The following is a 26,210-nucleotide window of genomic DNA, read 5'->3' as shown; positions in this document are numbered from 1 at the left end:
TTATCTGAACATTCTCGGGTAATATATAGTACAGGAATAGAACAAGGGGGGAAGCTACATAGCGTCCATATGACAACAAATATGAAAGACATTGAATTTCAAACGACGAGTTATGAACAATGGCAAGAAGAGGCAGTAAAAGCTTTGAAGGGGAAACCATTCGAATCCCTATTTACAAAAACAATGGAAAACATCACGTTAGAGCCACTTTATACACAAGAAACATTGATCGAAAAATTAGGTGAACAATTAGCGAAACAAGTATCAACGATTCGTACATTAACGAAAGCATCGAATTTTGATATAGCACAGCAAATTGTTGGAGAAGATGCTGCAAGTTTCTTTGCCAATTTACAAGAAAGCCTTGCACGTGGCAATGATGTTATTACAATTAATAGCCCAGTTGCCTTTGAATGGAATGAAGAAGCGCTTGGTCAATTAGCGGATTATTTAACTGAATATTCATTTAAACTGAATGTGCAATCAACTAACGATCAATTATTAAGCGTTTTCACAAAAATTGACGCAGCCAAACGTGCGACAGTAGAAGGGTATATACTTTCACCTGAAGCTGTAGAATTAGCGGATTATCCAAACGTACGCACATATGCAGCAAATACGATTCCGTTTCACAATAATGGCGCAAACGCGGTACAAGAATTAGCAATCGCATTAGCGCAAGCATCACAGTATGCAAAGAATGTAGGAGATTTTAAAGCTTTCGAAAGTAAATTCTTTGTAAATTTTGCAATTGATACACAGTTTTTCGCAGAAGTTGCAAAAATCCGCGCGTTTAAAGTGTTATGGAAAGCATTTGCTTCAGCATTCGGCACTGAAGCAAGCGCTGTCCCTGTAGTAGTTGAAACATCTGTGCGTAGTTTTTCAAAGCTCGATGTATATGTCAACTTACTACGCGCAGGCAATGAAGCATTCGCAGCAGCAATTGGTGGCGCGGATGTTGTAACAGTCCATCCACATGATTGCTTAACAAAGACTTCGGATCAATCGGTTCGTATCGCTCGTAACGTGTCCCTCGTTACGAAAGAGGAATCGCATGTACTGAACGTGCTTGACCCTGCAGGTGGCTCGTACTTTGTTGAGTCGTTAACAGCGGATTTTGTGAAAGAAGCATGGGCATTATTCCTTGAAATCGAGCTAGCTGGCGGTTTGGATGCGTATACAGCACTTCAATCGGATATTGATGCAGTTTACAACAAACGCATTCAAGCGGTCGAAACACGTAAGCATTCATTAATTGGCACGAATATTTATGCAAATCCGGTTGATGCATTGGCAACAGAAGAAAACGGCCAATTTGCGGATGTGAAACGTTTAGCCATCCCATTTGAAGATTTACGTACAAACTTCGCACAAGCAGGAATTAAACCAGCCATTTTAACATTTGGTGAACTTAAAAATTACAAGCCACGTGCTGATTTTGTACAAGGTTTCTTTGCTACAGCAGGTGTAGTAGCGGAACAAACAGAAGGCTTTACATCCATTGATGAGGCGAAAGCATGGTTAGCGGATACAGCATTTGATTATGTTGTGATTGCCGCTACTGATGAGGATACGAAAGCGCTAGTTCCAGCATTACTAGAGGGCAAACCTACAACGGTTATTTTGGATGCAGCAGGTAAGTATAAAGAAGACGAAGCGACTTGGACAGCAAATGGCTTAAATGGTTTTATTTTTGCAGGTCAAAATATTATAGAGAAACTGAACAGCGTAGTAGCGAGCGTGAAGGGGGTACAACAATGAGTAAAGTGAATTTTAATTCCGTTGTGATTGAAGATGTTTTAAACCAAGAGCAGCGTAGTTCAACAGGCTCATTTCTGACAAACGAAGGCATCGAAGTGAAATCAGTTTATAATGCTGAGGATATTCAAGATGTTAAACATATAAATGATGTAGCAGGGGTTGCACCAAATACGCGCGGACCATACCCAACAATGTACGTTGCGCGTCCTTGGACAGTACGTCAATATGCAGGTTTCTCAACTGCTGAGGAATCAAATGCCTTTTACCGCCGTAACTTAGCGATGGGTCAAAAAGGGTTATCGGTTGCCTTTGACTTAGCGACACACCGCGGCTATGACTCGGATCACCCTCGTGTAAAAGGGGATGTAGGTAAAGCTGGTGTAGCAATCGATTCAATCGAGGATATGAAAATTTTATTTGCGGGTATTCCGTTAGATCAAATGTCAGTTTCGATGACGATGAATGGCGCTGTATTACCAATTTTAGCGTTTTACATCGTTGCAGCAGAAGAACAAGGAGTTTCACCAGAAAAACTTGCAGGTACGATTCAAAATGATATTTTAAAAGAATATATGGTGCGTAATACATATATTTATCCACCTGCAATGTCGATGAAAATTATTGCCGATATTTTTGAATTTACAGCGAAACATATGCCAAAATTCAACTCAATTTCAATTTCGGGCTACCATATTCAAGAAGCGGGTGCGACGAATGATATCGAGCTAGCATACACGCTTGCAGATGGTCTAGAATACGTACGTACTGGTTTAAAAGCAGGAATTGATATTGATGCCTTTGCACCGCGTCTATCATTCTTCTGGGCAATCGGTATGAATTACTATATGGAAATTGCAAAAATGCGTGCAGCACGTCGTATTTGGGCGCAAATGATGTCAACATTCAATCCGAAAAATCCGAAGACATTAGCGCTACGTACGCACTCACAAACATCGGGCTGGTCTTTAACAGAGCAAGATCCATTCAATAACGTAACAAGAACTTTAATTGAAGCGAACGCAGCGGCAATGGGTCATACGCAATCACTTCACACGAATGCTTTAGATGAAGCCATTGCATTACCGACAGACTTCTCTGCTCGAATTGCACGTAATACACAGTTATTCTTACAAGAAGAAACGGGTATGACAAAAGTAATCGATCCATGGGGCGGCTCTTATTATGTGGAGAAATTAACAGAAGAGTTAACGGAAAAAGCATGGGCATTAATCGAGGAAATTGAAGAGCTTGGTGGGATGGCGAAAGCGATAGAAACAGGTCTTCCAAAAATGAAAGTTGAGGAAGCTGCTGCAAAACGCCAAGCGAAAATCGACTCGAAAACAGAAACAATTGTTGGCGTAAACAAATTCCGTTTAGCTGAAGAGGAGCCAATTGATATTTTAGATATCGATAACGCTCTTGTACGTGACCAACAAATTGAACGTTTAAATACGATGAAAGCAGACCGTGATGAAGCGGAAGTACAAAAGCATTTAGCACGTTTAACAAAAGCTGCGCAAGATGGCGGGGAAAACTTACTAGCTGTTGCGGTTGATGCGGCTCGTGCACGTGCTTCATTAGGTGAAATTTCAGATGCGATTGAAGCGGTGTCTGGACGTCATAAAGCGATTATTCGTTCGATTTCAGGCGTTTACTCAGCGAACTTTTCTGATAATGAAATGATTGCAGAAGTGAAGGACATGACAGAAGGCTTTATCGAAAATGAAGGGCGTCGTCCACGTATTTTAGTGGCGAAAATGGGTCAAGACGGACATGACCGCGGTGCGAAAGTAATCGCAACAGGTTATGCAGACTTAGGCTTTGACGTAGATATTTCGCCATTGTTCATGACGCCAGAAGAAACAGCTCAAATGGCGAACGAAAACGATGTACACTGTGTCGGCGTTTCAAGTTTAGCTGCAGGTCACAAAACACTTGTACCAGAGTTAGTGGCAGAGCTGAAAAAATTAGGGCGTGAAGATATTATCGTTATTTGCGGTGGCGTTATTCCAGCACAAGACTATGATTTCTTATATGAATCAGGTGCGGCGGCGATTTTCGGTCCTGGTACAGTAATTCCAGTATCAGCGATGAAAATTATCGAAGAAATCTACAAAAAGCTTGGCTACGAGGAAGTGGCAGAATAATGACGAAAGATAATCAAGAGCCAAGCGCTTTATTTGTGATGGAAGGCGTAAAGGGCGGGCATGATGGCATGAATTATTCTAACCCAAAAAAATTCCGCAAAAAAAAGCAGGAAAATCTTGATATTTCGAAATTAGCGGAGCAAGTTCGTGCAGATGATCGCACTTCCTTAGCGAAGGCCATTACGCTGATCGAAAGTTCGAACACGGTTCATAAAGAAGAGGCTCAAAAGCTTTTACAAGAATTATTACCTCACACAGGAAACTGTATTCGTATTGGGATTACAGGTGTGCCAGGTGCCGGGAAAAGCTCCTTCATTGAAGCGTTTGGGACAATGCTTAGTAAAATGGGCAAGCGGGTTGCGGTACTTGCGATTGATCCAAGTTCTTCGCTGTCTGGCGGAAGTATTCTTGGGGACAAAACACGGATGGAAGAGCTTGTGCGTCAACCGAATGCCTTCGTGCGCCCATCACCGAGCGCGGGGACATTAGGTGGCGTGCATAAAAAATCACGTGAGACGATGCTCCTATGTGAGGCAGCAGGCTATGATGTCATTCTTATTGAAACAGTCGGCGTAGGACAAAGTGAAACGTATGTGCGCGGCATGGTGGACTTTTTCCTACTGCTTGTTTTAACAGGCGCAGGCGATGAATTGCAAGGAATGAAAAAGGGGATTATGGAGCTTGCGGACGGCATTATTGTGCATAAGGCGGACGGGGATAATACTCGTTTTGCTCGTAAAACGATGCAAGAATATAAACAAATCCTCCATTTCTTACAACCATCTACACCAGGGTGGATGAGTACATCTTTAACCGTGTCATCCATGGAGAAAAAAGGGCTCGACGATGTTTGGAATATGTTAATGGCGTTTGAGGAAACGGTGAAAAAATCTAATTATTGGTCGATTCGCCGCCATGCGCAAACGCGTGATTGGTTCCATTCGATGATTACCGATCACTTAATCGATTCATTCTATCAAAATTCTGAACGCAAAAAACAAGTGCGATCATTAGAGGATGATATATTAAAAGGTCGACTTACTGTAACACAAGGTGTGAACGCACTTTTTGAGGAAAAATAAACTCATATTTTGTAGTGAATGTCCTTTGCAGTTCTATACGTGCACTGCTATTATTAAAGAGAACTTTGAAAGGGGATAATTACTTATGAATATGGATTATGATTTATTTATGCAGCAAATGACAACAACGGCACGTGCTGAAATGGAAGCTGCAGGTTATGAGCAACTGCGCACACCAGAAGAAGTTGAAAATGCGTTTGCTCGAAAAGGCACTACTTTAGTAATGATCAACTCTGTATGTGGATGCGCAGGAGGCATTGCTCGTCCAGCAGCAACGCATTCGGTTCATTATGATAAACGTCCGGACCACCTTGTAACAGTGTTTGCAGGTCAAGACAAAGAAGCAACAAATGCAGCACGTTACCATTTTGGTGAAGATCACATTCCTTCATCTCCATCATTTGTATTATTAAAAGATGGACAAGTGGTAGCTGAAGTAGGCCGTTTTGAAATCGAAGGGCATGATCCAATGTCTGTCGTAACAAATCTGCAAGGAAACTTTGAAGAATATTGCGAAGAACTATAATTTTACATGTCGTGTACGTCCTTAAGAATGCTCTTAAGGACATGCACTTCCTAAATGATGGGGGAATAGCTCCGATATGAAAAGATTTTCAATCGGCTATCGTACACTAAAAACGGCTTTCGGTGCTGCTGTTGCGATCGCAATTGCCCAGTATTTTGATTTGCAATTTTTTACGGCTGCAGGTATTTTAACAATCCTGTGCATTCAGCCGACAAAGAAAAAGTCCGTTCGTGCAGTGTATACACGGATTATTGCGAGTTTGACAGGCATGTTTTATGCGTTTATCTCTTTCGAAACATTTGGTTATACACCCGTTGTATTAGGCGTTGTTTTACTGTTATTTATCCCGACAATTGTGTCATTTGGTGTAGCAGAAGGCTTTGTATCGAGTGCTGTTATTTTAATGCATCTCTACTCAACAGCGGATTTTACGGTGGATTTGCTCGTCAATGAGCTTTCTCTCATGGCTATCGGGTTTGGAATGGGGCTCATTGTCAACATGTATATGCCTGATATCGAATCGGAACTTAACTTTTATCGTCTGAAAATTGAAACGATTTATAAAAGGATTCTGTTTGAAATTGCGAGCTATTTACGGAACGGTGATACGATGTGGGATGGCAGGGAGCTGATTGAAGCAGCAAATGTGTTAAATGCTGCAAAGGCGCTTGCGTTTAAAGACGTAGAAAACCATTTAACGCGGAAGGAAAATTTTTATTATGTTTACTTCGATATGCGTGAAAAACAGCTTGAAATTATTGAGCGGGTACTGCCTAAAATTACAGCGCTGCCTGTCATGACCGTACAAGCGCCGTTAATCGCAGCGTTTTTAGAAGAGTTAAGTGAAAATGTTCATTCAGGAAATACAGCGAGCCACTATCGTGAGAAATTAGAAATTGTGAAAGAGGAGTTTGCAAAAATGCCTTTGCCACAAGATCATGAAACTTTTTTAGCAATGGCTGCGCTGTATCAATTTATTGAGGAAATGGACGAGTATTTAGTCATTAAACAATCATTTAAACCGAAGTAATAAAAAAATGGATGTTATGAAACATCCATTACATAATTGCAGCAACGCCCATTGCAACTGTTGAAATTAACATAATAACAACCATTGAATAAACGACGATTTTCTGAAATTTTTTGTTACTCATATTTACCGCTCCTTCGTTTGGACTAGTAATAGTGTAACAAATCTTGAGGAATTCTCAAGTACATTTAACTTGATTCAGCAGAATTCTTCCAATTATTTAAGTTGGGTAGTAATGCCAAAAAGTGCAATTCTATTCAAAGTGGGTGCAAACCTCAGCTGAATCGAGGAATACATTACAGGCTAAGCGCTATGTCTTTCGTTAACGTTAGAATAGCCTTGGTGTATCTGGAATTTTCATAATCTTAAAATGCATCAGAACATTTAAATAGATTGTGTGACGCTAAAAGGCGGTATTGTATACTGGATTATCGCAATCTTGCAAAATGTTGGACAGTTAAAGGAGAGTATTACACGTGGAAAAAGTAGATCATATTGGTATTGCTGTTCGGGATATTGACGAACGAATTACATATTACACAAATACGTTAGGTTTAAAATTATTAAAAGTAGAAGAAGTAGAATCACAGCAAGTAAAAGTCGCTTTCATTGATGCAGGCAACGTGAAAATCGAATTGCTTGAGCCAATGAGTGAAAAAAGTGCAATCCATGGCTTTTTAGAAAAGCGCGGAGAAGGCATTCATCATATTGCGTTTGGCGTAACAGGTATCCGTGAGCGCATGGCAGAGCTACGTGAAAAAGGCGTACGCTTACTTTCAGACGAGCCAGGACCCGGTGCTGGTGGCGCTGAAGTAGCGTTTTTACATCCGAAAGATTCTTATGGTGTACTTTATGAATTATGCGATAAAAGTGGAAAAGGGGATAACTAACAATGACAATTACACTAGACATGTTTGATAAAATTAACGAACTTTATGACCGCAAGCAAGTTATTGAATTAGGTGGCGGTGATGCCCGCATTGAAAAGCAACACGAAAAAGGCAAAAAGACGGCTCGTGAGCGTATTGCATTACTTTTAGATGAAGGTTCATTTGTAGAAATTAATCCATTCATTACACACCGTACTGTAGACTTCGGTATGGAAAAATTAGAAGGACCTGGCGATGGTGTTGTCACAGGTTTTGGAAAAATTAACGGCCGTAACGTTTATTTATTCGCACAAGATTTCACGGTATTTGGTGGAGCACTTGGTGAAATGCACGCGAAGAAAATCGCAACTGTAATGGATTTAGCTGCGAAAAACGGTACACCATTTATCGGCATTAACGATTCAGGCGGCGCGCGTATTCAAGAGGGCGTATTGTCTTTAGATGGCTATGGTCATATTTTCTACCGTAACTCGATTTATTCGGGCGTTATTCCACAAATTTCAGTCATTATGGGACCATGTGCTGGTGGCGCGGTTTATTCTCCAGCAATCACAGACTTCATTTTAATGGTGGATAAAACATCTCAAATGTTCATTACAGGACCAAAAGTTATCGAAACAGTAACAGGTGAAAAAATTTCAGCTGAAGGTTTAGGTGGTTCGAAAGTACACAATGCGGTATCAGGTAATGCACACTTCCGCGCAGAAGATGAAGATGCAGCAATCGCTCAAATTCAGCAATTACTTTCTTACTTGCCACAAAACAATAAAGAAAAAGCACCAAAGCAACCGTATACAGCAGGTGACGAGTACCGTTCTGAGCTTGTAGACGTTGTGCCAATTGACCAAACGAAATCGTATGATGTGCGTAAAGTAGTGGAGCAAGTAGTGGACGAAGGTTCATTCATGGAAGTGCAAAAAGAATTTGCGAAAAACATCGTTGTTGGTTTCGCACGTATCGCAGGTGAATCAGTTGGTTTAGTATGTAACCAACCAAAATTCCTAGCAGGCGGTTTAGATATCGATTCATCAGATAAATTAGCACGTTTCGTACGTACTTGTGACGCATACAACGTGCCTGTTATTACTTTCGAAGACGTATCTGGTTTCTTCCCAGGTGTTAAACAAGAACATGGCGGAATTATTCGTCACGGCGCGAAAATCCTTTATGCATACTCAGAAGCTACTGTACCAAAAATTACAGTTATTTTACGTAAAGCTTACGGTGGTGCATATGTAGCTTTAAACTCTAAATCTATTGGTGCGGACTTAGTATTTGCTTGGCCAAACGCTGAAATCGCGGTAATGGGTGCAGCAGGTGCAGCAAATATTATCCATGCAGGTGAAATCGCAAAATCAGCAGATCCAGAAGCAACACGTGCAGCGAAAATTGAAGAGTACAAAGAAAAATTCGCAAACCCATACGTAGCAGCTTCACGCGGTATGGTTGATGACGTAATCGACCCACGCGAAACACGTATTAAATTAATTCAAGCACTAGATATGCTTTCTACAAAACACGAAGAACGTCCGTACAAAAAGCACGGAAATATTCCACTATAATTTTTATTTAAAAGATACAGCTTGAGAGAATAGCTGAATAGATTACTGGGGAGGGCAGAAACGTTGGTTGAACAGCGTTTCTGCTTTTTTTTGTGAAACTTTGAGGGGAAGGGATTTAGTGGTTGAAAATCATGGAGAAACATACATGATTTTATGCAAAGTAGAAATACAACTATATCAACGTTTTGTGTCATTTGTATAAAAAGATGTATAAATAAGGGTGGTAAAGAAAAGCCATGAACGCTGATTTAACAACATTCATGGCTTGATGGCGTATCCCCAAACTTGTATTTGGGAACGTTTTTTAATAATTAAATGTATCTTTATGTAATTTATCGTAAATATTCCTTGGCAAGAGTAGGATTTGTATATATAGCCATACCAGTTTTCAAATCTTTAAAACCTAACTTCTTATAAAATGATTCGTTGCCCGTAGTAGAAATAAGATGAATGCAGGAATGTTCTTTTAATTGTTCTAATAAATCTTCAATTAATTTACGAGCAACCCCCATTCCCTGATAATCAGCATGGATAATCACATCATAAACAGCTGCATTAAAAACTCCATCACCAATAGCTCTAGCAAATCCAATAACAGTGTCATTTTCTATCGCAAATACATAATGTGTGCTATTTTCAAACACTTTCTTAATAATTGCTTCATTATGCTTGTTCCAACCGACTGAACGATAAACAGACTTTAATTGTGCTAAATCTTTATTTTTAAATGAACGCTCTAATACAAACATTTCGTACCTCCTATTTTTATAAATGTTAAAGCTCCCCAAGCGGTGTTCGGGAAGATTTTAAAATGCTATAAACAATAAAAATTACAAGAACAACTAAAATTAATACTCCGATTTCTTTGGTACTCATTCCAGTAGTATTAGGCATACCAGATTGTGTACGATTAAGGTTATCATTGAAATTCCCAGAAGGATTGTTTTTTTGTTCTTCTCGGTATAAACGCTCTCTTTCCTGTTCTGGCGTTTCTTTTCTTGTAGACATCTAAACACCTCCTAAGTTGATATATTACTATTTCTAGAAGTTGCTGATAGATTCCTTTAAAACGTCCCCAACCCTCGTTTGAGAACGACTTTTGGAAAATTTATTGCACTAAAGCACTTCGTTCGTTGAATATGAGGGATTTATTTAAATTGTTTCCAAAATTTCTTTTGCTATTTCATCAAGTTCTTCTGCGAGTTCATTATGTGTAGGTGTTTCGGATACTCTTGTTAAATACTCTCTAAACTGAACTCTCGATTCTATAGGCAATTCTATAACTAAATAGTGTAAAATGAACCACTTCCAGTTATCATCATCAGAAGATAAAACATCTTGCACATGTGGTATAATTTCTTCTGGAAAAGTTAAAAGTAGTTCTAATACGCTTGTTGCTACTGGCCAATTCATATCTTGAATCCATTCAAGGAGGTTAGGTAGTAAAGGTAATATTTTATCTCTATCCATTTTTTTTATCATTTCTACTCGGTCATTATCAAATTTATTTCTTGGCAAAAGTTCTTTAAAGTTATCCATATACATCTCTCTTTCTTATTTCCTTACTTTGGTCGAAGTATAATCTTCCCAAGGCGAGGTTTGGAGGCGTTTACACATTATCATTTCTATTTTTCCTTTTTATATCTATATATAATAAAACGCTAAACCATATAGCAGGGTATAAAAGTAACCAGTAACTAAGTCTAGAAATATCAAAAATATTCGCTTTATTTGGCGTCTACGGTTATGTAAGTATTGCTATAAAAAAGCATATAAGTTTGCTTTATATCCCATAACTTCTTAAATTCATTAATCGGAACTTTGCGATTATAGCTTCCGTGATCATCTCCGTAATTCACCAAATGCTTCAACGACTCTGAAAGATAAATATAGTCCATGTCATAGCCTACAACAGGGACAAAATGCAAATGATTACGATCTTTCTGAGTCTTAACAAAAACAATTACGGGATTACCTTTACTCACTTCATACTTTAATGTATCAATATTTCCTTTAAAATAGTTTGTTTTAAATCCCTTTTCCCTTAAAACTGTACGGATTCCTTTTGGATATACATTGCCTGCCTTCGTTTTACTAGGGAAATTTGTATATAACGCTTCACCCGTTGCCTCCATTCCAAAATGGCGCAACACATACGCTGTTGAAAATGCTGCACACTCCAAATTCGTTTGAAAATCGATTCGGTTATTTTTTTGAATAAGGTAGTTAGTCGGATAATTTCTTTTCCGTAAAACAGGTATAGGGATTGTCATTAAATAGGCATTAATAATTGCTGATATCACAACCCATAAAACAATTGTTCTAACGATAAACATGCTAATTTTCCTGCCTTTTTTCAACAAATAATAAAATTAGTGTTGCTAATGGCCCTAATACAAGGGAAAGTAAAAACCAGTTTAAGCCTGTTCTATTTTTCCCTTGTGCAAGTGCTGCATTTATTAAGGCTAATGTACCCCAGCCTACGAAATATTCGTTATCCATCTACTGTCCCTCCTATTGCATATAAACGTATAAAAGTTGCTACTATTGCAATCATTTAAACACTTTATCAATTCCATCTCTGTCGTAATCTAATATCCAATCATTGTATGTATTATAAATGTCCCGTATAGCTTCAGGGCAGGTAGCAAGCAAATCACAGCCACGATCATCGTACACGTGAAAAATGGTTTTCTTTTTGATATTTAAAAAGTATACTCTATGAAAAGTGCTTGGTTGGAATCCTAAATCTTTATTACATACTGCCTTTAACAATGAACGATAGTTAATATCAGACGGTTTACATTTGAGACTAAATCGATGTGTTTTATATTTTTCGTCTTCATCATCTTCTAGGAAAATATAAGGCATTTCTGCATGTTTCAATTTATATAAGATTGATTTTTCATAAACATAGGGAGACATAATCCTCTTTTTGTGCTCGTAGGGTTTTCCATCGCCAAAATCATGCACATCTACTACAACAAAAATTTCCTCGTTTTGTAAATGTAATGCTTCAAATAATGTAACAGCCCTTTTATTAACTCCTTGTACATAGGGACTGTTTTCATAATGGTGTTTTCTATCCCATCCGACGCCTAATTCGAAACGTATGCCAGTATCCCAGTTATAAAACACGGGTGGTCTAAGGTTAAAGTTTGGGAAATTTTCATTAATATAGTCATTTATAAGCATAGATGTACCTCTTTTCTTAAAAGTTCCAATTACGTTACTATTTTAACATAAATTTCAAGTGCATTAATGCTATCGATAAAAATAGCTAAAAAGTAAAGTTGAAATAAAATTTATTTTTGGGGGAAATACTCCATAATAATAATTACCATCAAAGTGCCTTAAATTAAAGATCAACCCAATATTGACAATATACCTTGCGGGGTATAAACTGAGGGTAGTAAATGAATAGTAAATCACATAAATGGAGGTATTCAAGATGAAAAAAATCGTAGTCGTTGGTGGGGTAGCAGGCGGTGCATCTGCAGCAGCACGTATTCGTCGTTTAGATGAAGAGGCGCAAATTGTGATGTTTGAAAAAGGACCACATGTGTCGTTTTCAAACTGTTCATTGCCTTATCATTTAAGTGGCATTGTCGAAAATAGTAATCGTTTATTATTAATGAATCCACAATCATTTGAATCAAAATATAATATTGACGCGCATGTAAATAGCGAAGTTGTAAAAATCAACCGTACCGAAAAAACAGTAACGGTAAAAAATAGCGATACAGGTGAAACATATGAGGAAAGCTATGACCAATTAATTTTATCACCAGGAGCAAGCCCGATTGTACCGAATTTAGAAGATGTTCAATTGCCGCATGTATTTACGGTGCGTAATGTTGTAGACATTGAGCGTTTACAGCAAGCAATCGTAGCAAAAGATGCGAAAAATATCGCGGTTATTGGTGGCGGATTTATCGGTGTGGAAGTAGCTGAAAACTTGAAGCTTGCTGGTCGTGGCGTATCTCTTGTAGAGTTTGCCCCACAAATTTTAACGCCATTTGATGACGATATGGTGCAAATTTTACACAAAGAAATGGTGGACAAAGGTGTAGAGCTGATTGTTAATGATGGTTTAGCGAAAATTTCGGAAACAGCTGTTACATTAAACTCAGGCAAAGAAGTTCAAGCGGATATCGTCGTATTAGCGATTGGGGTGCGTCCTGAAACGTCACTTGCTTCGGAAGCAGGGCTCGAAATCGGCGAAACAGGTGCCATTAAAGTGAATCAAAATTATCAAACGAATGATCGCTCGATTTACGCAGTAGGGGATGCGATTGAAGTGTATCACCGTCTACTGAATAAGCCGACACGTTTAGCATTAGCAGGACCTGCGCAACGTCAAGCACGTGCTGTAGCCGATCATATTTATGGCATGCCAGTTGTGAATAAGGGAGTAATTGGTTCATCTAGTATCCAAGTATTTGATTATAATGCCGCAGCTACTGGCTTAACAGAGCGTGTAGCAAAGCAAGCAGGATTTAACATAGAGGCGGTGTATGTTATTGCACCGGATAAAGTAGGATTAATGCCTTCGAGTAATCCACTTCATTTTAAATTGATTTTTGAAGTGCCAACAGGTCGCATTTTAGGGGCTCAAGCGATTGGTAAAGGAAATGCTGACAAGCGTATTGACGTGATGGCGACGCTTATTACGATGAATGGTACGATTGAAGATTTAAAAGAGCTTGAACTGTCGTATTCGCCAATGTTTAGTACGGCAAAAGACGTTGTCAATATGGCGGCATTAGTCGCGACGAATATTATGCATGGCCGCTTCAAGCAAGTACGTGTGAGTGAAGTACGTTCATTAGTGGAAAGTGGCGCGGTTATTGTTGACGTGCGTGAAGTGAATGAATTTGCGAACGGTCATTTAAAAGGTGCACTAAATATTCCGTTAAGTGAGTTCCGTGAGCGTATGCACGAAATTCCAAAAGATGTACCCGTATACGTACATTGCCGCTCTGCACAACGCAGTTATAATGCGGTGATGGCGTTAGAAAATAGTGGCTATGAAAATGTGTATAATATTTCAGGTTCATTCCTCGGTATTTCCTTATATGAGGCGTATAATGATCAAGTGCTGAATAGAGAGCCAATTGTTTCAACATATAATTTTAAATAAAATGAAAAGGGCAAGCGAATAATAGCTTGCCCTTTTTTACAACAAAATTCAATACTATTCGGATTGAAGAAAGGACACCTATGGATTACTTATCAATCGGCTCCATCAATGTACCATATAGTTGGCTTGCATTTTTGGTCGCTATTTTTATTTCAGAATGGATGACGAAAAAGAATAAGGATGTGCAATTGGATGCGTACCTCTTTTTATACATCATCATTTGGAAGTTAAGCTATGTTATTTTTTATTTTGATGCGTTCATCACTGCACCTTTGTCGATCCTTTACTTTGATGGGGGAATGAACGGGCATTATTTAGCTATTTTCGTTACGGTTCTTCAGCTCATTCGAAAACGACAGTCTCTTCAATTAGACGACTTATGGCAAGGGTTTCTCATTTTCATTGCAAGTTACCACATTATTTTTGGTTTGTTGCAGCAAAACTGGCTAATCGTTATTTTGTCTATCATAGCACTTGTTGTCCTATTCAAAAATAGCCGTATTGCCACGTTTCTTGTGAGCTTACTCATATTTATACAGTACCCGCTTCAAACTGTTTGGCCAGCGATATTTATTGTGTTCCTTATCTCACTGGTGGCACTTAGTCGCACGAAGCAATTGCAACAAACTTTCGCGATTGCGGTCATTGCGCTTTTAATGGGGATGGCTTTGTATTCGCCACAGCAAAAAACAGGGGCAATCACTACAATGGAGGCAATCGAGCTAACGTCAACGGTAGGGGACAGTCGAACATTGCACAATCCACAAAAACAATTAACGATTGTCAATTTTTTTGCCACGTGGTGTCCACCGTGTAAGGCAGAAATGCCACATTTACAAGCATTTCAGGACAATCTCCTAGAAAATGTGGAGCTTGTGGGTGTCAATTTAGCAGCGCGCGATGATGGGGTACAAGCGTTACAAAATTTCTTAGCGCAATATAACGTTACGTATCCAATTTTAGTGGATGATGAAGACCGAGCAGGGAAGGGGTTTGGTGTCCTAACGATTCCGACAACGGTTCTTTTAAATGCAGAAGGTAAGGAGCTGCATCGGATTGTCGGACCATTAAGTGAGGCGACATTAAATCAGCTTGTTAAACGCTATACGCAATAAATTAGTGCCAGGATTGTACATCAGCCCTGGCACTTATTTTTTTTTTCGCCATAAGATGAAAGGAGTTCAATGATTTCGAGGAGGGTTCGTCATGCACTGGATAACCATTATTGTAATAGGAATCGCAGCAAATTTAGACAATTTAGGAATTGGTTTAGCTTATGGTGTGAAGCAAACGAAAATTCCATTCTTATCAAACGTCAGCATTGCGATTTCTTCCATGTTCGTCACGTATATTGCGGTATGGATTGGTGGCACGATCGGCGCGTATATGTCCGTACATATTGCCAATCTTTTAGGAAGTTTGTTGCTATGTATTATTGGTTTATGGACATTGATATCTCAAAAATTTGGTCATAAGGAAATTTTGCACAATCCTCAGCTAGTTGACCTGGATGAAAATAATGTCATCTCTTTAAGTGAATCGATTCTTCTCGGATTCATATTATCAATCAACTGCTTAGCGGTGGGCATTGGTATTGGTGCGAATGAAATTTCTGCCGTTTGGACAGTACTTTCAATCGGTTTTTTCTCCATTGTAACGATTGGATTGGGAAGTCATTTTGGGGCACTTATTTCGAAAACATTTATTGGAAGATACTCGACTGCTATTTCAGGGTGGTTGCTCATAATTATCGGTATTTTTGAGGTATTCGCGCGGTAATACTATCGGAATGAAGAATGAATAGAATACACCATTTTGAACAGTCCTTGCTCAAAATGGTGTTTAATTTAGTTTGTGATTATTTACTCCGAACAAACAACACCTTATACCACTGATTTACAATAAATGGCATGACAGACAAGAAGTAAATAAGACTTAATTGGGCTGAATTTAATGTAGCTACTTCAAATACACCTGTAAGTGCTGGTACAAATAACACGACATGTAAACTTAAAACACCGAGTAAAAATGCAACCCACGTATACAAATTCGAAAACAGACCGATTGTGAAAATCGATTCTTTCGACCGTGAGTTGAAGCCGTGGACAAGTCGTGACAAACAGAGCGTTGCAAAGGCCATTGTGCTTGCTGTTATTGTATCACCCGTTGCTAAACCTACCTGGAAAGCAATAATTGTCGCAATGGCAATTAATAAACCTTCGAGAATGACCTGTGTTGTAAATGATTTATTTAATAATGGTGTGTGAATATTTCGCGGCTTGTCCTTCATCGCATTTTTATTATGTGGCTCTAAACCGATCGCAATGGCAGGCAAACTATCCGTAAGTAGGTTAATAAATAGCAAATGAACCGGAGCAAAGGGCACAGCTAAACCAAAAATTGTTGCATATAGCACAACAAAAATCGCACCCGCATTCCCAGATAATAAGAATAAAATCGCATTTTTAATATTCGTATAAAGACTTCGACCGTTTGAAATCGCTTTGACAATCGTTGAAAAATTATCATCAGTTAAAATCATAGCGGACGCATCTTTGGCTACTTCCGTACCTGTCATTCCCATGGCCACCCCGATATTCGCTTGCTTTAAGGCAGGACCATCATTGACACCATCACCCGTCATCGCCACGACATTACCTTTTTCTTGCCAAGCTTTCACAATACGGATTTTTTGCTCGGGTGTGACGCGTGCATAGACAGAAATATTTTCAACTTTCTCTTGAAGCTGTTCATCGGTTAAGCCTTCAATATCATGTCCTTCAATCGCTTCTGAAGGGTCATTTAATAGCCCGATTTCTTTTGCAATTGCAGTTGCGGTTAATTTATGGTCACCTGTAATCATGACAGGCTTGATCCCAGCATCGATACAGCTTTCAATCGCTTCTTTCGTTTCTTTTCGCGGCGGGTCCATCATCGCTATTAATCCAACAAACGTTAAATCCTGTTCGATTTTTTCATCGATTATTTGATTGCCTCTTATTTCTTTGTAAGCAATCGCTAGCACGCGTAGCCCATTCATAGAAAAGCCACGATTGATTGCTTCAATTTTTTGACGTTGTTCATTCGTCATTGGAATTGTTCCGTTTGACGTGTCGATTTTCACGATTCGATTGAGTAGAACATCTAAAGCACCTTTTGTAATGAGGATATTTTTCTGTTCAAAATGATTGACAGTACTCATCAATTTTCGGTCCGAATTAAATGGGATTTCGGCGATTCTTGGGTAGCGATTTCTGATCCGTAATTCATCGTAACCATAGTGTTTGCCTAATTTCACAAGGGCAATTTCAGTCGGATCGCCAATTTCTTTTTCATCTCTTTCCAACGCATCATTACATAAAACGGCTTTTAACAGTAGGTTTCTTTCCATCGTATTTTCAGTATGTAGTTGATCAAATGGAACGACTTTTTGATCAACGTATACTTGAAGCGCAATCATTTTATTTTCCGTCAGTGTGCCTGTTTTGTCGGAACAAATGACTGACACACTACCTAAACTTTCTACGGCATAAAGCTTACGGATAATGGCATTTTCCTTCGCCATCTTTTGCGTACCAAATGCTAACACAATCGTCACAATTGAACTTAAAGCTTCTGGAATAGCTGCCACAGCAAGTGATACGGCAAACATAAATGAATCGCCTAATGCGCGTCCTCGAAATAGGTCAATGAGGAAGATCCCTAAACAGATGAGCGTAATGCCTAAAGCTAATTTTTCTCCAAACTGATCGAGACTTACTTGAAGAGGGGTTTTCTTTTCCTTCGCTGTATCCATCAAATTGGCGATTTTGCCGATTTCCGTATCCATGCCAATCGCTGTCACAATGACAATACCGCGCCCATTCGTTACGAAACCGCCTGTGAACACCATATTTTTTTTATCCCCAGTTGTGACACGGTCTTTCCTAATTGGATCGATATTTTTCGCGACGGCTAATGATTCACCTGTCAGCGAACTTTCATTGACGTGCAAATTATAGCTCGTTAATAATCGCCCATCAGCATTGATGTAATCCCCAGCATCTAAATAAAGCAAATCACCAACGACGATTTCTTTAGATGGAATTTCGATAATTTGTTTATTTCGCATGACTTTGGCAACGGAGGAGGTGAGCGCTTTGAGGTTGTCCAAAGACTGCTCGGCCTTCACATGCTGCACCGTGCCTAAGATGGCATTTAAAATAATCACGACAAGTATAACAACTGTACTTTCGACTTCGCCTAATAGAAATGAAATGACAGCAGCAACGATTAAAATGATGACGAGTAAGTCTTTAAACTGTCCTAAAAAAACGGCCAGTGTGCTTGTCTTTTTTCCCTCGGTTAATTGATTATAACCATGTGTTTCTTGTCTTTTGAGAACGTCATAATTATACAAACCTTGATTGGACACGTTCAATTTCTTCATGACTTCTTCAGCTGTTTGTTTATGATATGTGACCATTCGATTCCCCTTTCAGTGTGAGATATTGTGTGGATACATGTAAAACTTTTTGAAAAATAGCAATGGAAGTTAAGCCTTCTCCATTAACTCTTTTATCTATTTCTCTCTCATAATACTCAAACTAGGACAATACTATTCCTAGAATTGTTATGAAAAATGGTAGATTTTGAATTGTTAGTGGATTAGATGGTATACTTTTTGTGAATAAATATTTTAAAGTTTGGAATCTGAAAAAATGAATAAATTTGTTAAAATAGAATCGTGAAAAAGCAACAATCTCACTCAGAGATATTGTTGCTTTTTTCAATTCAAATATTTAAAGCCTTAGAAATTTTTTTCACTTCTTTTGTTAATAATACAAGCTGCATTTGGATTTCTTGTATATCGGCACTACTTTTTTCATTTTCCTCGGCGAGTTGTTGAACTTCTTGTACGGCGAGTACAGATGCAACGGTAGAGAGGCCTTCCGCTAGCGTAGCAAATAAACCTGCGATCACTTCGACCGTTGCGGCTTGAATCGCTGGGTTATTTCCCTGCGTGGCCTCACTATTTTTCTTCCGGTTATTATTTTGCATAGCAATGACCTCCAAATTATAGATGTATTATCATATGGATTTCATTAGTAATTATGAATTTTGGGGTGAGTTTTCAATCCAAATTATTTAAAAGAAAATTTTGTCTAATAGTGCAACCAATTCCGTAGATTTTCTACTATATAGGTAAGAGCCAAATAATGTGAAACTATAAATATCGTTTTTACCACTTCAACGTATTGCCAGTTTAACAAATCGCCCGTTTATGCGGGATAAAAGGAGGAAGTGAAATGGAAGATGATAACATAATCAAATTATACTTACAGCGGTCGCAGCAAGCTGTTTTGGAAACGAAAGAAAAGTACGGGGCATATTGTCGAGCGATTACAAGGAATATCCTGTCAAATGATTTGGATATTGAAGAATGTGAAAATGATACATATTTAGCTGCATGGAATACGATACCTCCGCAAATTCCGCGGAAATTCTCGGTGTTTTTAGGGAGAATTGCCCGTAATATTGCGCTCGATAAGCACGGTTATAATACTGCGAAAAAGAGGAATAAAGAGTTTGAAGTGATTCTAGCAGAGTTGGAAGAATGTATCGCAGGCAATGATATAGTAGAATCTGCATTCGAAGCAGGTGAAATAGCGAATGTCCTCAATCAATTTTTATACACGCTGGATGTACAATCAAGGAACGTATTTATTAAAAGATACTGGTACTCAGCTTCAATTGGAGATATTTGTGAGCAGTTTCATATGAGTAACAGCAAAGTAAAATCGATGTTATTCAGGACGAGGAAGAAGCTTAAATTTTACTTAGAAAAGGAGGGGATTCATTTATGAAAAAAGAAGAGCTGTACAAAGAAATCGGATTAATTGATGAAGAATTAATTGAAGCAGCTGGGCGAGGAGGGAAAGAGAAGATGCGTATTCCAGTGAAATGGGTAGCTGTTGCAATCTGTTTGATGATTTTCAGCTCCGTTTCGACCGCAACACTTGCAGCAGCCTACTATAAAAGTCAAAATGCTGAGCTTTATCTCCGCTATTTAACAGCAGAAGACATGGAGCTAATGCCGACGACAAAATATGATGTGGAGAAATTTTTAAACGCTTTAAAAAGTAACAATGATGAATATGTCTATATTGCGATCAATCGGTTGGTCGAAAGTTTTAATGATCCAAAGATGAGAGAAAAAGCACTAACAGAAATCAAATCATTTATGCAAAGTGATAATGCAAAAATTGCTGATGCTGCTACTTTTGCAGTCGATATTTTATCACAAAAATTTGAAAGCCATTATGTCTATCATTTAGCGGATGGAAGCATTCTCTTTACATTGTTTAATAATTATTCGGATTATGGTAGTCAAAATGTCCTTTGGCGAATACAAAATAATAAGCTAGAACAATACGTTAGTTTCTCAAATCCATCGATGTATATTAAAGAAATTATTCCTTCACCTGATCGGAAGTTAGTTGCTATCATTACAAACTCGAACAAAAGTGAATTTGTTGAAGTGATGAATATTGAAGAAGGTAAGTGGGGGCCAGAATTAGTAGAATCAGCAAGAGTCAAATATGGTGCACAAAAAGCATATGACACATGGATTCGTAGCGATCATGAAAATTATAGCTATGTAAATGACTTCAAGTGGAAGGACGATAATCGTTTAGAATTTGAGGGAAGTCTTGCCTATAATGATACGGAGATTATTGAAAATGTGATAGTCAACTATAAATTCAAGGAGAAGGTGATGGAGGTGAAAGAACTGACAAAGTGACGGATAAAAATCGGAAAGTGTTGGATAGAAATCGAAATGTAACGGATAGAACAAATTGAAAATGCATACGATGGCGCGATGCTTGTTTTCGGTCATTTTCCAAAGGTGGATCAGTTCCGTGGATTAGATAAAATCATTTCATATAAAGCATTTTTATGTCGGTGAGGCAGAAAGAAATGGAGTAGACCTTCATAGTGGACTTACCTATGTTGCACAAGTGATTGTCAAGAAACAATGTTTAAATGATATTTACATTGGGTGTAAACAATTATTTACATTTTATAATTTAAATAAATTAAAAGTCGATTTATACTAAAAATCTTAGTGTAAATCGGCTTTTTTATTACCCTGCAAATAGAAGATAATATTTAAGGCTCGATTTAATTCAACGCTCATGGAGTTATTGTCCTGTGCTAATTGGATCGTTATATCATAAAACACCTAATAATTTGGTTAATTGGTACTAATTTGAATAGTTCATTTATACACTGTTAACTTCAAGAAAATTATGCCAGAATAAAAAGTGTATATAAATACATAAATTGTAATATAAACGAATGTAAGCTTATTGGGATGGATATGAAGGGATGAAATAAATGATTCTTTGTAAGGAAGAGACGAAGTTACCGATAAATTTTGAACTAAAAAATACATATAAAATAACCGGAAATATATCAACTAGTAAGGTATCTATCGTTTATAAGGCGGAAAATATTCACACAAGAGAAAAACTTGTAATAAAGGAATTTTATCCGAGTGAAATAGTTTTACGTGATTTAGATAATATTACAGTTGTTAATCGTTTACCTTCTACAAAAAGTAAGTTTAAGGAACTGAAAGAAAATTTCCTTCAAGAGGCACGTATTCTGCAACAAATAGTTCATAGAAATATAGTGAAATATATTGATCATTTTGAAGAAAATGATTCGATTTATATTGTTACAGAATATTATGAAGGATTTTCATTGGATACATATATGAAGGATTATAAATTGTCTGAAAGGGATCAGTTATATAAGAGTATTTTTCTACCTTTAATTGACGCACTGAACTACTTGCATAAAAAGGGGATCATTCATCGTGATATAAAGCCTAGTAACATATTAGTTGATTCTAAAGGAAGCCTTAAATTACTCGATTTTGGTTCTGCAATACTTAATAAATCTCACTTAAAACATAATATTTTTATTACACCTGGATATTCGCCTCTAGAGCAATACTCTAACTCATCAAAGCAAGGGGGAGTTACCGATATTTATAGTCTTGCTGCAACAATTTACTATTCTCTAACTAATGTTACACCAATCGATGCACCACAAAGATTAATAGAAGATTCACTGAAAAATGTAAAAGAATTTAACGGAAATGTAAGTTTTGTTATGTCTACTACAATCAAATGGTGCCTAGCAATAAATTCAAAAAAAAGGTGCTTTTCACTTAAATTTATAATGTTGTCCATTTTGTTAGAAAATATAATCACTAAAATAAAATATTGTTTTGCAGAGGATAATAAATAGACTTTTTTAGTATTGTAAAATTAAAAGTATGCATATTTTTACTTAGATGAATTTTAAAAAACAAAGTAGTTATTTTTTTATGCAATAATAATTGGGTATTTTTCCTTATTATGCATTTAAATGAAAATATTGACAATTATTTATGTTGTTATATAATTTATTCGTATGACACATAATGTAAAATTTGTGAAACTAATAGAAACGCTACTTCCAACATAAGTATTAAATGAATTTGTAGTGAGTAATAAAATATTTGTGGAATGTATGGACATCATACGAAACCCATTCATATTAACTATTAAAATGATGATATTTAATGTTGAGGCTAGTTGCTTAATTAGGTTCCTACTGATGATTATGTTTTATAAAATGTTTACTTGCTTGAAGTTTGCGATTAAGGGAGGGATGGCTGTAGTATTTTACAGCCGAATATATGGAGATTATTAATCAAACCAACAGAACAATGCTCTTTGAAGAAATTAATCCCGAAAAAATGGACTTAATTACACTTGTTGGGGATGTAAAAGGAATTGACAGTCTGAGTGATGAGAAGATAAAAGAGATTAATCAATATCTTCTTGTAAAAAGTTTTGATGAATTTTTAGACAAGTTCTCGCCAACAGTCTACTCGTTTTATAATGCAGCGAATCAAAAAGTGATGTATACGCTCAAAAAACCTGAAGGAATTCAGGAGGATTGTATTTCAGAAATTGCCATCGATCAAAACAATGACTTTTTAAATATGTTATTCACTTTGATTGATACGAAAAGAAGTCAAGGCATTGCCAATGTAGACTTTAAATTTGAAAATCTGTTAGATATGATTTCACCTAAAAAAGTGATGGACGATATCCGACAAGTGAGAAAAGAAATTCACTACTTGTATGGAGAATATGAAAAGTTAGACGAAGGTGATCCGAAAAAGCTGGATACCGGAGACAAGCTAAATGTAATGTTTGAAGTAGCAAGCAGAAACTATAATAACGTTATGGCGATGCTTCCATTAGCTATTGAAGATATAAAAACGAGGCTTTTACTAGGTGCTAACCAGCAAGAAGATGAATCTGAGAAGTTACAAATAGGGACCCTTACTATTGGTGAAACGGGAGAATTAAAAGTTATTGAAGCTCCCCAAAGTAATAGCTCTGAATTAATGCTAGTTGAAGAGAATAGTAACTATGGTTTAAGCACGGTATTTGAAGAGGACTATGAATCAATTACAGAATCACCATCTTCTTATGTGAAAGATTTAGTTGTAAGAACTTTTTCCCCGCTACCATCAGTGAGAGCTGAATTTGATATTGCTACAGAGGTACAGAATTACAATACATACCTAGAATTCTATAAAGATGCAAAGGATGAATTTGTAAAGACCGTAAAACCTTTAGTTGAAAAGCTATTAGGTGTAAAAATGTATTTCGATCAGTACGCTACTAAAAATAGAGGAATGCAACCCTCTTTAATTGTAACCAATGCGAAATTAGACATGCTAGTAAAAGGGAATAATTTACCAAGATTAAGTACATACCTAAATACTGTAAACTCAAAAAATGATTTTACAGATACAGTATGGTTTGGAATTGTACCATCATTAGAATTAGAGCCTTCTAGTAAGTTAAAAGTTAGTAGATCAAGATTTAAAGGGAATGAAAAAATTTCTAAACAAGAAGGAAATACAATGGAGTCCCTGTCATTGCTTCTTGATGCTATAAAAGAATTTAAAGTGCAAGTATTTTTCAATTTTATGGCTGAGGAAGAAACTACCTTTAACGGCATTGCAACAGCTGGTATTGACCGACTAATTGATAAATGTTCTGTACTTGTTAGGAAGGAATATAGTGAATTTGCGATTCCTTGCCTTCCAAATTTTACGATTATTCCGAAAGATAAGTCGGGTGTCATAATCGATTCGAGAATGCAAACAACCGAAAATGGTGCACGTCTTTCTAAAGAAAAAGAAGATATATTAAAACTTTGGATTGAAGGTGTGTATGTAGGTGCCAGCTATGTAGCTGCAGGAATAGTGTCTGCTTATCAATGTCCAGAATATTTAAGAGAATCATTCCGCAATGTAAATAGAAGCTATCCAGGCGTTCGATTTGATATTGAAGCGGGTGATAATTCACTTAGAACTGTGACAACAATGGCTAAAGAAATATCTGGATTTACTAATAATATTAAGGATGCAATTAATAGCAGAAGTTTTGGGTTTGTTTTCTCATCAGAAAACGCCCAACTGCAAGATAAAGATATTAGGCGTATTACGGTATATAAAGCGAGAAGTTTGGCGATGAAGGATGATGGATTCGATTCGATTTATAAAACGCAAGTAAGTACCTATATCGAAAGAATTTTACGATTCCAATCGGGTGACTTTAAACATGATAATATCGTTCGATTCTTTAGTAATAATCCGAGTAGTCAAAAAAGTAAATGGCTTAATGATAAGGGATATGCGAATTCTGTTATTCAAGATGGAGACGATATCGGCTACATTATTGATGAAAAAACAAGCCTATGCCAAATTGATTTAATTTTCAATGGTAACGTTAAAAATCTTGAAGTCATGATTACAAAAGGGACAAGTGCTGTAAAAGCATAAAGGTTTCTATTAGCGAAATTAATGAAACATCTTAAAAGTTGTATGTTTAAGATTTGTTACTAAATAAATCTTTTAACATAAATAAGGATCTATCCAAAGATTTGTTGGTGGAAAAATACATATTCTCTATTCTAACAAAATTAAAGCGTCAGAATAGGGAGTTTAAAACTATCAAAGAATTTTGGGATGATTCAAATAAAAAATTTGGAGGTAATACAAATGGGTTTTGTATTAAAAGTAGAAGGTTCAGAAGCAATTGAATTAGGATTAGAAAGTATTATATCGGTTGAGTACGAAACGGATACACCAGATGATTCAAATGCACGCTCAACAGATGTTGGTGCAACTTTAAAAATTAAGGGAAAGATCCTTACAGCAACAGATGGAGATAATTCTGATGATACGATGAAACTGGCACTATGGTCTTTAGTACCTGCGGAAAAGGCTGATTGTTATCGTAAAGTAACATTAGAAGTAATCGCTGCTGATCAAGTTGTACGTAAAATTAATTTCCCAAATGGGTTTGTTGTCGATTATACAGAAAGATTTGGCGACACTGAAGGGATTGGAGAATTCTTCTTATTTATTAAGCAGAAGAAAGATAAAACAGACTTAGCGAAAATTGAAGGCGGATACGCAGTCTAATATGTTTTCCTCAAATTATCTAAGAAACTACATAGTTTCTTAGATAATTTTGAATAAATCTAGTTATTGGGGATGTAATATTATGAAAAATCACTATGAAGTTTTAGGTATTAGTAGAAATGCATCACAAGATCAAATAAAACAAGCCTATCGAAAACTATCCAAACAGCATCACCCGGATGTGAGTGGCGGCAGCAAGGAATCCGAAAAGATATTTCTAAAGGTGCAAGAGGCATACACGGTACTAAAAGACAATGCTTCTAGAGAGTCATATGATGCGAGTATTAATTCAACTAATAAGAGTGCAACGCATAAAAATGACCCGAATAACAAAACAAGACAACAAAATTCTGTGAAAAATCATGAATTTAATATAAATAATATCGAAAAGAACTTTGAACATTTTTTTGGCTTTAATCCTAAGACAAAAGAAGTTTCATCAGTAAATAACCAATCTGTAAAGAAAAATCCATTGGATACTACTGATTTATTTAATCGTATTTTTTCAAATAAGAAATGAT

25 protein-coding genes are annotated in these 26,210 nt (G+C 37.1%); 16 read left to right on the top strand and 9 right to left on the bottom strand.

Translation table 11 applies throughout. The features are described 5' to 3' along the window. Positions 1-81: 81 nt before the first annotated feature. The 5 genes from MHI10_RS12755 (at position 82) to MHI10_RS12735 (ending at position 6,546) form a co-directional block, all read left to right on the top strand. Positions 82-1,761 (top strand): methylmalonyl-CoA mutase family protein, encoded by a 1,680-nt coding sequence (locus MHI10_RS12755; protein ID WP_340785896.1) that lies wholly within the window; start codon positions 82-84, stop codon positions 1,759-1,761. Further along, on the top strand, positions 1,758-3,908 hold the full coding sequence (gene scpA, locus MHI10_RS12750; RefSeq protein ID WP_340785894.1) for a methylmalonyl-CoA mutase: 2,151 nt from the start codon (positions 1,758-1,760) through the stop codon (positions 3,906-3,908). Before MHI10_RS12755 ends, scpA begins: the two co-directional genes overlap by 4 nt. Next, positions 3,908-4,990: a methylmalonyl Co-A mutase-associated GTPase MeaB gene (meaB, locus tag MHI10_RS12745; RefSeq protein WP_340785892.1), complete on the top strand. Its 1,083-nt coding sequence runs from the start codon at positions 3,908-3,910 to the stop codon at positions 4,988-4,990. Before scpA ends, meaB begins: the two co-directional genes overlap by 1 nt. Before the next feature lie 85 nt (positions 4,991-5,075). After that, entirely contained in the window at positions 5,076-5,516 is a 441-nt protein-coding gene (locus MHI10_RS12740; protein WP_340785890.1) for a BrxA/BrxB family bacilliredoxin, read from the top strand. A 76-nt stretch (positions 5,517-5,592) separates the two neighbouring features. Continuing rightward, positions 5,593-6,546 carry an aromatic acid exporter family protein gene (locus MHI10_RS12735; RefSeq protein WP_340785888.1) on the top strand — a complete coding sequence of 318 codons (954 nt, stop codon included), beginning with the start codon at positions 5,593-5,595 and terminating at the stop codon, positions 6,544-6,546. 28 nt (positions 6,547-6,574) lie between these two features. Here MHI10_RS12735 and prli42 read toward each other — a convergent pair whose 3' ends face one another. Continuing rightward, positions 6,575-6,670 (bottom strand): stressosome-associated protein Prli42, encoded by a 96-nt coding sequence (gene prli42, locus MHI10_RS12730; protein WP_008404197.1) that lies wholly within the window; start codon positions 6,668-6,670, stop codon positions 6,575-6,577. A 352-nt stretch (positions 6,671-7,022) separates the two neighbouring features. On the opposite strand from prli42, the gene mce reads away from it, so the two are divergent. Together mce and MHI10_RS12720 are read left to right on the top strand one after the other, a co-directional pair. Then, on the top strand, positions 7,023-7,436 hold the full coding sequence (mce, locus tag MHI10_RS12725; RefSeq protein ID WP_340785886.1) for a methylmalonyl-CoA epimerase: 414 nt from the start codon (positions 7,023-7,025) through the stop codon (positions 7,434-7,436). 2 nt (positions 7,437-7,438) lie between these two features. Beyond that, on the top strand, positions 7,439-8,998 hold the full coding sequence (locus tag MHI10_RS12720; RefSeq protein ID WP_340785884.1) for an acyl-CoA carboxylase subunit beta: 1,560 nt from the start codon (positions 7,439-7,441) through the stop codon (positions 8,996-8,998). Positions 8,999-9,330: 332 nt separating this feature from the next. On the opposite strand, the gene MHI10_RS12715 is transcribed toward MHI10_RS12720, so the two are convergent. The 6 genes from MHI10_RS12715 to MHI10_RS12690 form a co-directional block, all read right to left on the bottom strand. Continuing rightward, positions 9,331-9,747, bottom strand: a complete 417-nt coding sequence (locus MHI10_RS12715; protein WP_340785882.1) for a GNAT family N-acetyltransferase — start codon at positions 9,745-9,747, stop codon at positions 9,331-9,333. Positions 9,748-9,772: 25 nt separating this feature from the next. Then, positions 9,773-10,006 (bottom strand): DUF6366 family protein, encoded by a 234-nt coding sequence (locus MHI10_RS12710; protein WP_340785881.1) that lies wholly within the window; start codon positions 10,004-10,006, stop codon positions 9,773-9,775. Positions 10,007-10,150: 144 nt separating this feature from the next. Further along, positions 10,151-10,537, bottom strand: a complete 387-nt coding sequence (locus tag MHI10_RS12705) for a DUF5071 domain-containing protein (RefSeq protein ID WP_340785880.1) — start codon at positions 10,535-10,537, stop codon at positions 10,151-10,153. A 188-nt stretch (positions 10,538-10,725) separates the two neighbouring features. Then, complete coding sequence (locus tag MHI10_RS12700; RefSeq protein ID WP_340785878.1) at positions 10,726-11,334, bottom strand: cysteine peptidase family C39 domain-containing protein; 609 nt, start codon at positions 11,332-11,334, stop codon at positions 10,726-10,728. Position 11,335: 1 nt separating this feature from the next. Further along, positions 11,336-11,500, bottom strand: coding sequence for a hypothetical protein (locus MHI10_RS12695; protein WP_340785877.1), 165 nt, complete (start codon positions 11,498-11,500; stop codon positions 11,336-11,338). A 51-nt stretch (positions 11,501-11,551) separates the two neighbouring features. Continuing rightward, positions 11,552-12,193, bottom strand: a complete 642-nt coding sequence (locus MHI10_RS12690; RefSeq protein WP_340785875.1) for a DUF3885 domain-containing protein — start codon at positions 12,191-12,193, stop codon at positions 11,552-11,554. Positions 12,194-12,449: 256 nt separating this feature from the next. Here MHI10_RS12690 and MHI10_RS12685 point away from each other — a divergent pair, with 256 nt between their 5' ends. The 3 genes from MHI10_RS12685 to MHI10_RS12675 all read left to right on the top strand — a co-directional run bounded on the left by MHI10_RS12685 (position 12,450) and on the right by MHI10_RS12675 (position 15,920). Next, complete coding sequence (locus MHI10_RS12685; protein WP_340785874.1) at positions 12,450-14,141, top strand: FAD-dependent oxidoreductase; 1,692 nt, start codon at positions 12,450-12,452, stop codon at positions 14,139-14,141. Between the two features lie 80 nt (positions 14,142-14,221). Then, positions 14,222-15,256 carry a redoxin family protein gene (locus MHI10_RS12680; RefSeq protein WP_340785873.1) on the top strand — a complete coding sequence of 345 codons (1,035 nt, stop codon included), beginning with the start codon at positions 14,222-14,224 and terminating at the stop codon, positions 15,254-15,256. A gap of 91 nt (positions 15,257-15,347) precedes the next feature. Then, on the top strand, positions 15,348-15,920 hold the full coding sequence (locus MHI10_RS12675) for a manganese efflux pump MntP (RefSeq protein ID WP_340785872.1): 573 nt from the start codon (positions 15,348-15,350) through the stop codon (positions 15,918-15,920). A gap of 79 nt (positions 15,921-15,999) precedes the next feature. On the opposite strand, the gene MHI10_RS12670 is transcribed toward MHI10_RS12675, so the two are convergent. Both MHI10_RS12670 and MHI10_RS12665 read right to left on the bottom strand, forming a co-directional pair. Beyond that, a complete protein-coding gene (locus MHI10_RS12670; RefSeq protein WP_340785871.1) occupies positions 16,000-18,606 on the bottom strand; it encodes a cation-translocating P-type ATPase in 2,607 nt (868 codons plus the stop codon). A gap of 308 nt (positions 18,607-18,914) precedes the next feature. Next, positions 18,915-19,181, bottom strand: a complete 267-nt coding sequence (locus tag MHI10_RS12665; RefSeq protein WP_340785870.1) for a multidrug ABC transporter ATPase — start codon at positions 19,179-19,181, stop codon at positions 18,915-18,917. 248 nt (positions 19,182-19,429) lie between these two features. Between MHI10_RS12665 and MHI10_RS12660 the strand changes: the two genes are divergently transcribed. From MHI10_RS12660 to MHI10_RS12635, 6 genes are all read left to right on the top strand, one after another. Beyond that, entirely contained in the window at positions 19,430-19,987 is a 558-nt protein-coding gene (locus MHI10_RS12660) for an RNA polymerase sigma factor (protein ID WP_340785869.1), read from the top strand. After that, complete coding sequence (locus MHI10_RS12655) at positions 19,984-20,925, top strand: hypothetical protein (RefSeq protein WP_340785868.1); 942 nt, start codon at positions 19,984-19,986, stop codon at positions 20,923-20,925. The genes MHI10_RS12660 and MHI10_RS12655 overlap by 4 nt, the downstream gene beginning before the upstream one ends. Before the next feature lie 596 nt (positions 20,926-21,521). Further along, on the top strand, positions 21,522-22,442 hold the full coding sequence (locus tag MHI10_RS12650) for a serine/threonine-protein kinase (RefSeq protein WP_340785866.1): 921 nt from the start codon (positions 21,522-21,524) through the stop codon (positions 22,440-22,442). Between the two features lie 433 nt (positions 22,443-22,875). Then, positions 22,876-25,044, top strand: coding sequence for a transcriptional regulator (locus MHI10_RS12645; protein WP_340785865.1), 2,169 nt, complete (start codon positions 22,876-22,878; stop codon positions 25,042-25,044). Between the two features lie 219 nt (positions 25,045-25,263). Then, positions 25,264-25,689 (top strand): membrane-associated protease 1, encoded by a 426-nt coding sequence (locus MHI10_RS12640; RefSeq protein WP_340785863.1) that lies wholly within the window; start codon positions 25,264-25,266, stop codon positions 25,687-25,689. 82 nt (positions 25,690-25,771) lie between these two features. After that, positions 25,772-26,209, top strand: a complete 438-nt coding sequence (locus MHI10_RS12635) for a J domain-containing protein (RefSeq protein WP_340785861.1) — start codon at positions 25,772-25,774, stop codon at positions 26,207-26,209. Position 26,210 lies beyond the last annotated feature (1 nt).

Origin of the sequence: Solibacillus sp. FSL K6-1523 (assembly GCF_038005225.1) — a bacterium.
GTDB lineage: Bacteria > Bacillota > Bacilli > Bacillales_A > Planococcaceae > Solibacillus.
This window is presented reverse-complemented; position numbering and strand designations above follow the sequence as displayed.

What these genes read in the sequence shown, in the direction of transcription:
- MHI10_RS12685 (WP_340785874.1), top strand. Translation starts at nt 12,450, where the DNA reads ATGAAAAAAATCGTAGTCGTTGGTGGGGTAGCAGGCGGTGCATCTGCA.
- MHI10_RS12660 (WP_340785869.1), top strand. Translation starts at nt 19,430, where the DNA reads ATGGAAGATGATAACATAATCAAATTATACTTACAGCGGTCGCAGCAA.
- MHI10_RS12680 (WP_340785873.1), top strand. Translation starts at nt 14,222, where the DNA reads ATGGATTACTTATCAATCGGCTCCATCAATGTACCATATAGTTGGCTT.
- MHI10_RS12650 (WP_340785866.1), top strand. Translation starts at nt 21,522, where the DNA reads ATGATTCTTTGTAAGGAAGAGACGAAGTTACCGATAAATTTTGAACTA.
- MHI10_RS12665 (WP_340785870.1), bottom strand. Translation starts at nt 19,181, where the DNA reads ATGCAAAATAATAACCGGAAGAAAAATAGTGAGGCCACGCAGGGAAAT.
- MHI10_RS12655 (WP_340785868.1), top strand. Translation starts at nt 19,984, where the DNA reads ATGAAAAAAGAAGAGCTGTACAAAGAAATCGGATTAATTGATGAAGAA.
- MHI10_RS12705 (WP_340785880.1), bottom strand. Translation starts at nt 10,537, where the DNA reads ATGGATAACTTTAAAGAACTTTTGCCAAGAAATAAATTTGATAATGAC.
- MHI10_RS12735 (WP_340785888.1), top strand. Translation starts at nt 5,593, where the DNA reads ATGAAAAGATTTTCAATCGGCTATCGTACACTAAAAACGGCTTTCGGT.
- MHI10_RS12670 (WP_340785871.1), bottom strand. Translation starts at nt 18,606, where the DNA reads ATGGTCACATATCATAAACAAACAGCTGAAGAAGTCATGAAGAAATTG.
- MHI10_RS12635 (WP_340785861.1), top strand. Translation starts at nt 25,772, where the DNA reads ATGAAAAATCACTATGAAGTTTTAGGTATTAGTAGAAATGCATCACAA.
- meaB (WP_340785892.1), top strand. Translation starts at nt 3,908, where the DNA reads ATGACGAAAGATAATCAAGAGCCAAGCGCTTTATTTGTGATGGAAGGC.
- scpA (WP_340785894.1), top strand. Translation starts at nt 1,758, where the DNA reads ATGAGTAAAGTGAATTTTAATTCCGTTGTGATTGAAGATGTTTTAAAC.
- MHI10_RS12715 (WP_340785882.1), bottom strand. Translation starts at nt 9,747, where the DNA reads ATGTTTGTATTAGAGCGTTCATTTAAAAATAAAGATTTAGCACAATTA.
- MHI10_RS12690 (WP_340785875.1), bottom strand. Translation starts at nt 12,193, where the DNA reads ATGCTTATAAATGACTATATTAATGAAAATTTCCCAAACTTTAACCTT.
- MHI10_RS12640 (WP_340785863.1), top strand. Translation starts at nt 25,264, where the DNA reads ATGGGTTTTGTATTAAAAGTAGAAGGTTCAGAAGCAATTGAATTAGGA.
- MHI10_RS12675 (WP_340785872.1), top strand. Translation starts at nt 15,348, where the DNA reads ATGCACTGGATAACCATTATTGTAATAGGAATCGCAGCAAATTTAGAC.
- prli42 (WP_008404197.1), bottom strand. Translation starts at nt 6,670, where the DNA reads ATGAGTAACAAAAAATTTCAGAAAATCGTCGTTTATTCAATGGTTGTT.
- MHI10_RS12695 (WP_340785877.1), bottom strand. Translation starts at nt 11,500, where the DNA reads ATGGATAACGAATATTTCGTAGGCTGGGGTACATTAGCCTTAATAAAT.
- MHI10_RS12755 (WP_340785896.1), top strand. Translation starts at nt 82, where the DNA reads ATGAAAGACATTGAATTTCAAACGACGAGTTATGAACAATGGCAAGAA.
- MHI10_RS12645 (WP_340785865.1), top strand. Translation starts at nt 22,876, where the DNA reads ATGGAGATTATTAATCAAACCAACAGAACAATGCTCTTTGAAGAAATT.
- MHI10_RS12720 (WP_340785884.1), top strand. Translation starts at nt 7,439, where the DNA reads ATGACAATTACACTAGACATGTTTGATAAAATTAACGAACTTTATGAC.
- MHI10_RS12710 (WP_340785881.1), bottom strand. Translation starts at nt 10,006, where the DNA reads ATGTCTACAAGAAAAGAAACGCCAGAACAGGAAAGAGAGCGTTTATAC.
- MHI10_RS12700 (WP_340785878.1), bottom strand. Translation starts at nt 11,334, where the DNA reads ATGTTTATCGTTAGAACAATTGTTTTATGGGTTGTGATATCAGCAATT.
- MHI10_RS12740 (WP_340785890.1), top strand. Translation starts at nt 5,076, where the DNA reads ATGAATATGGATTATGATTTATTTATGCAGCAAATGACAACAACGGCA.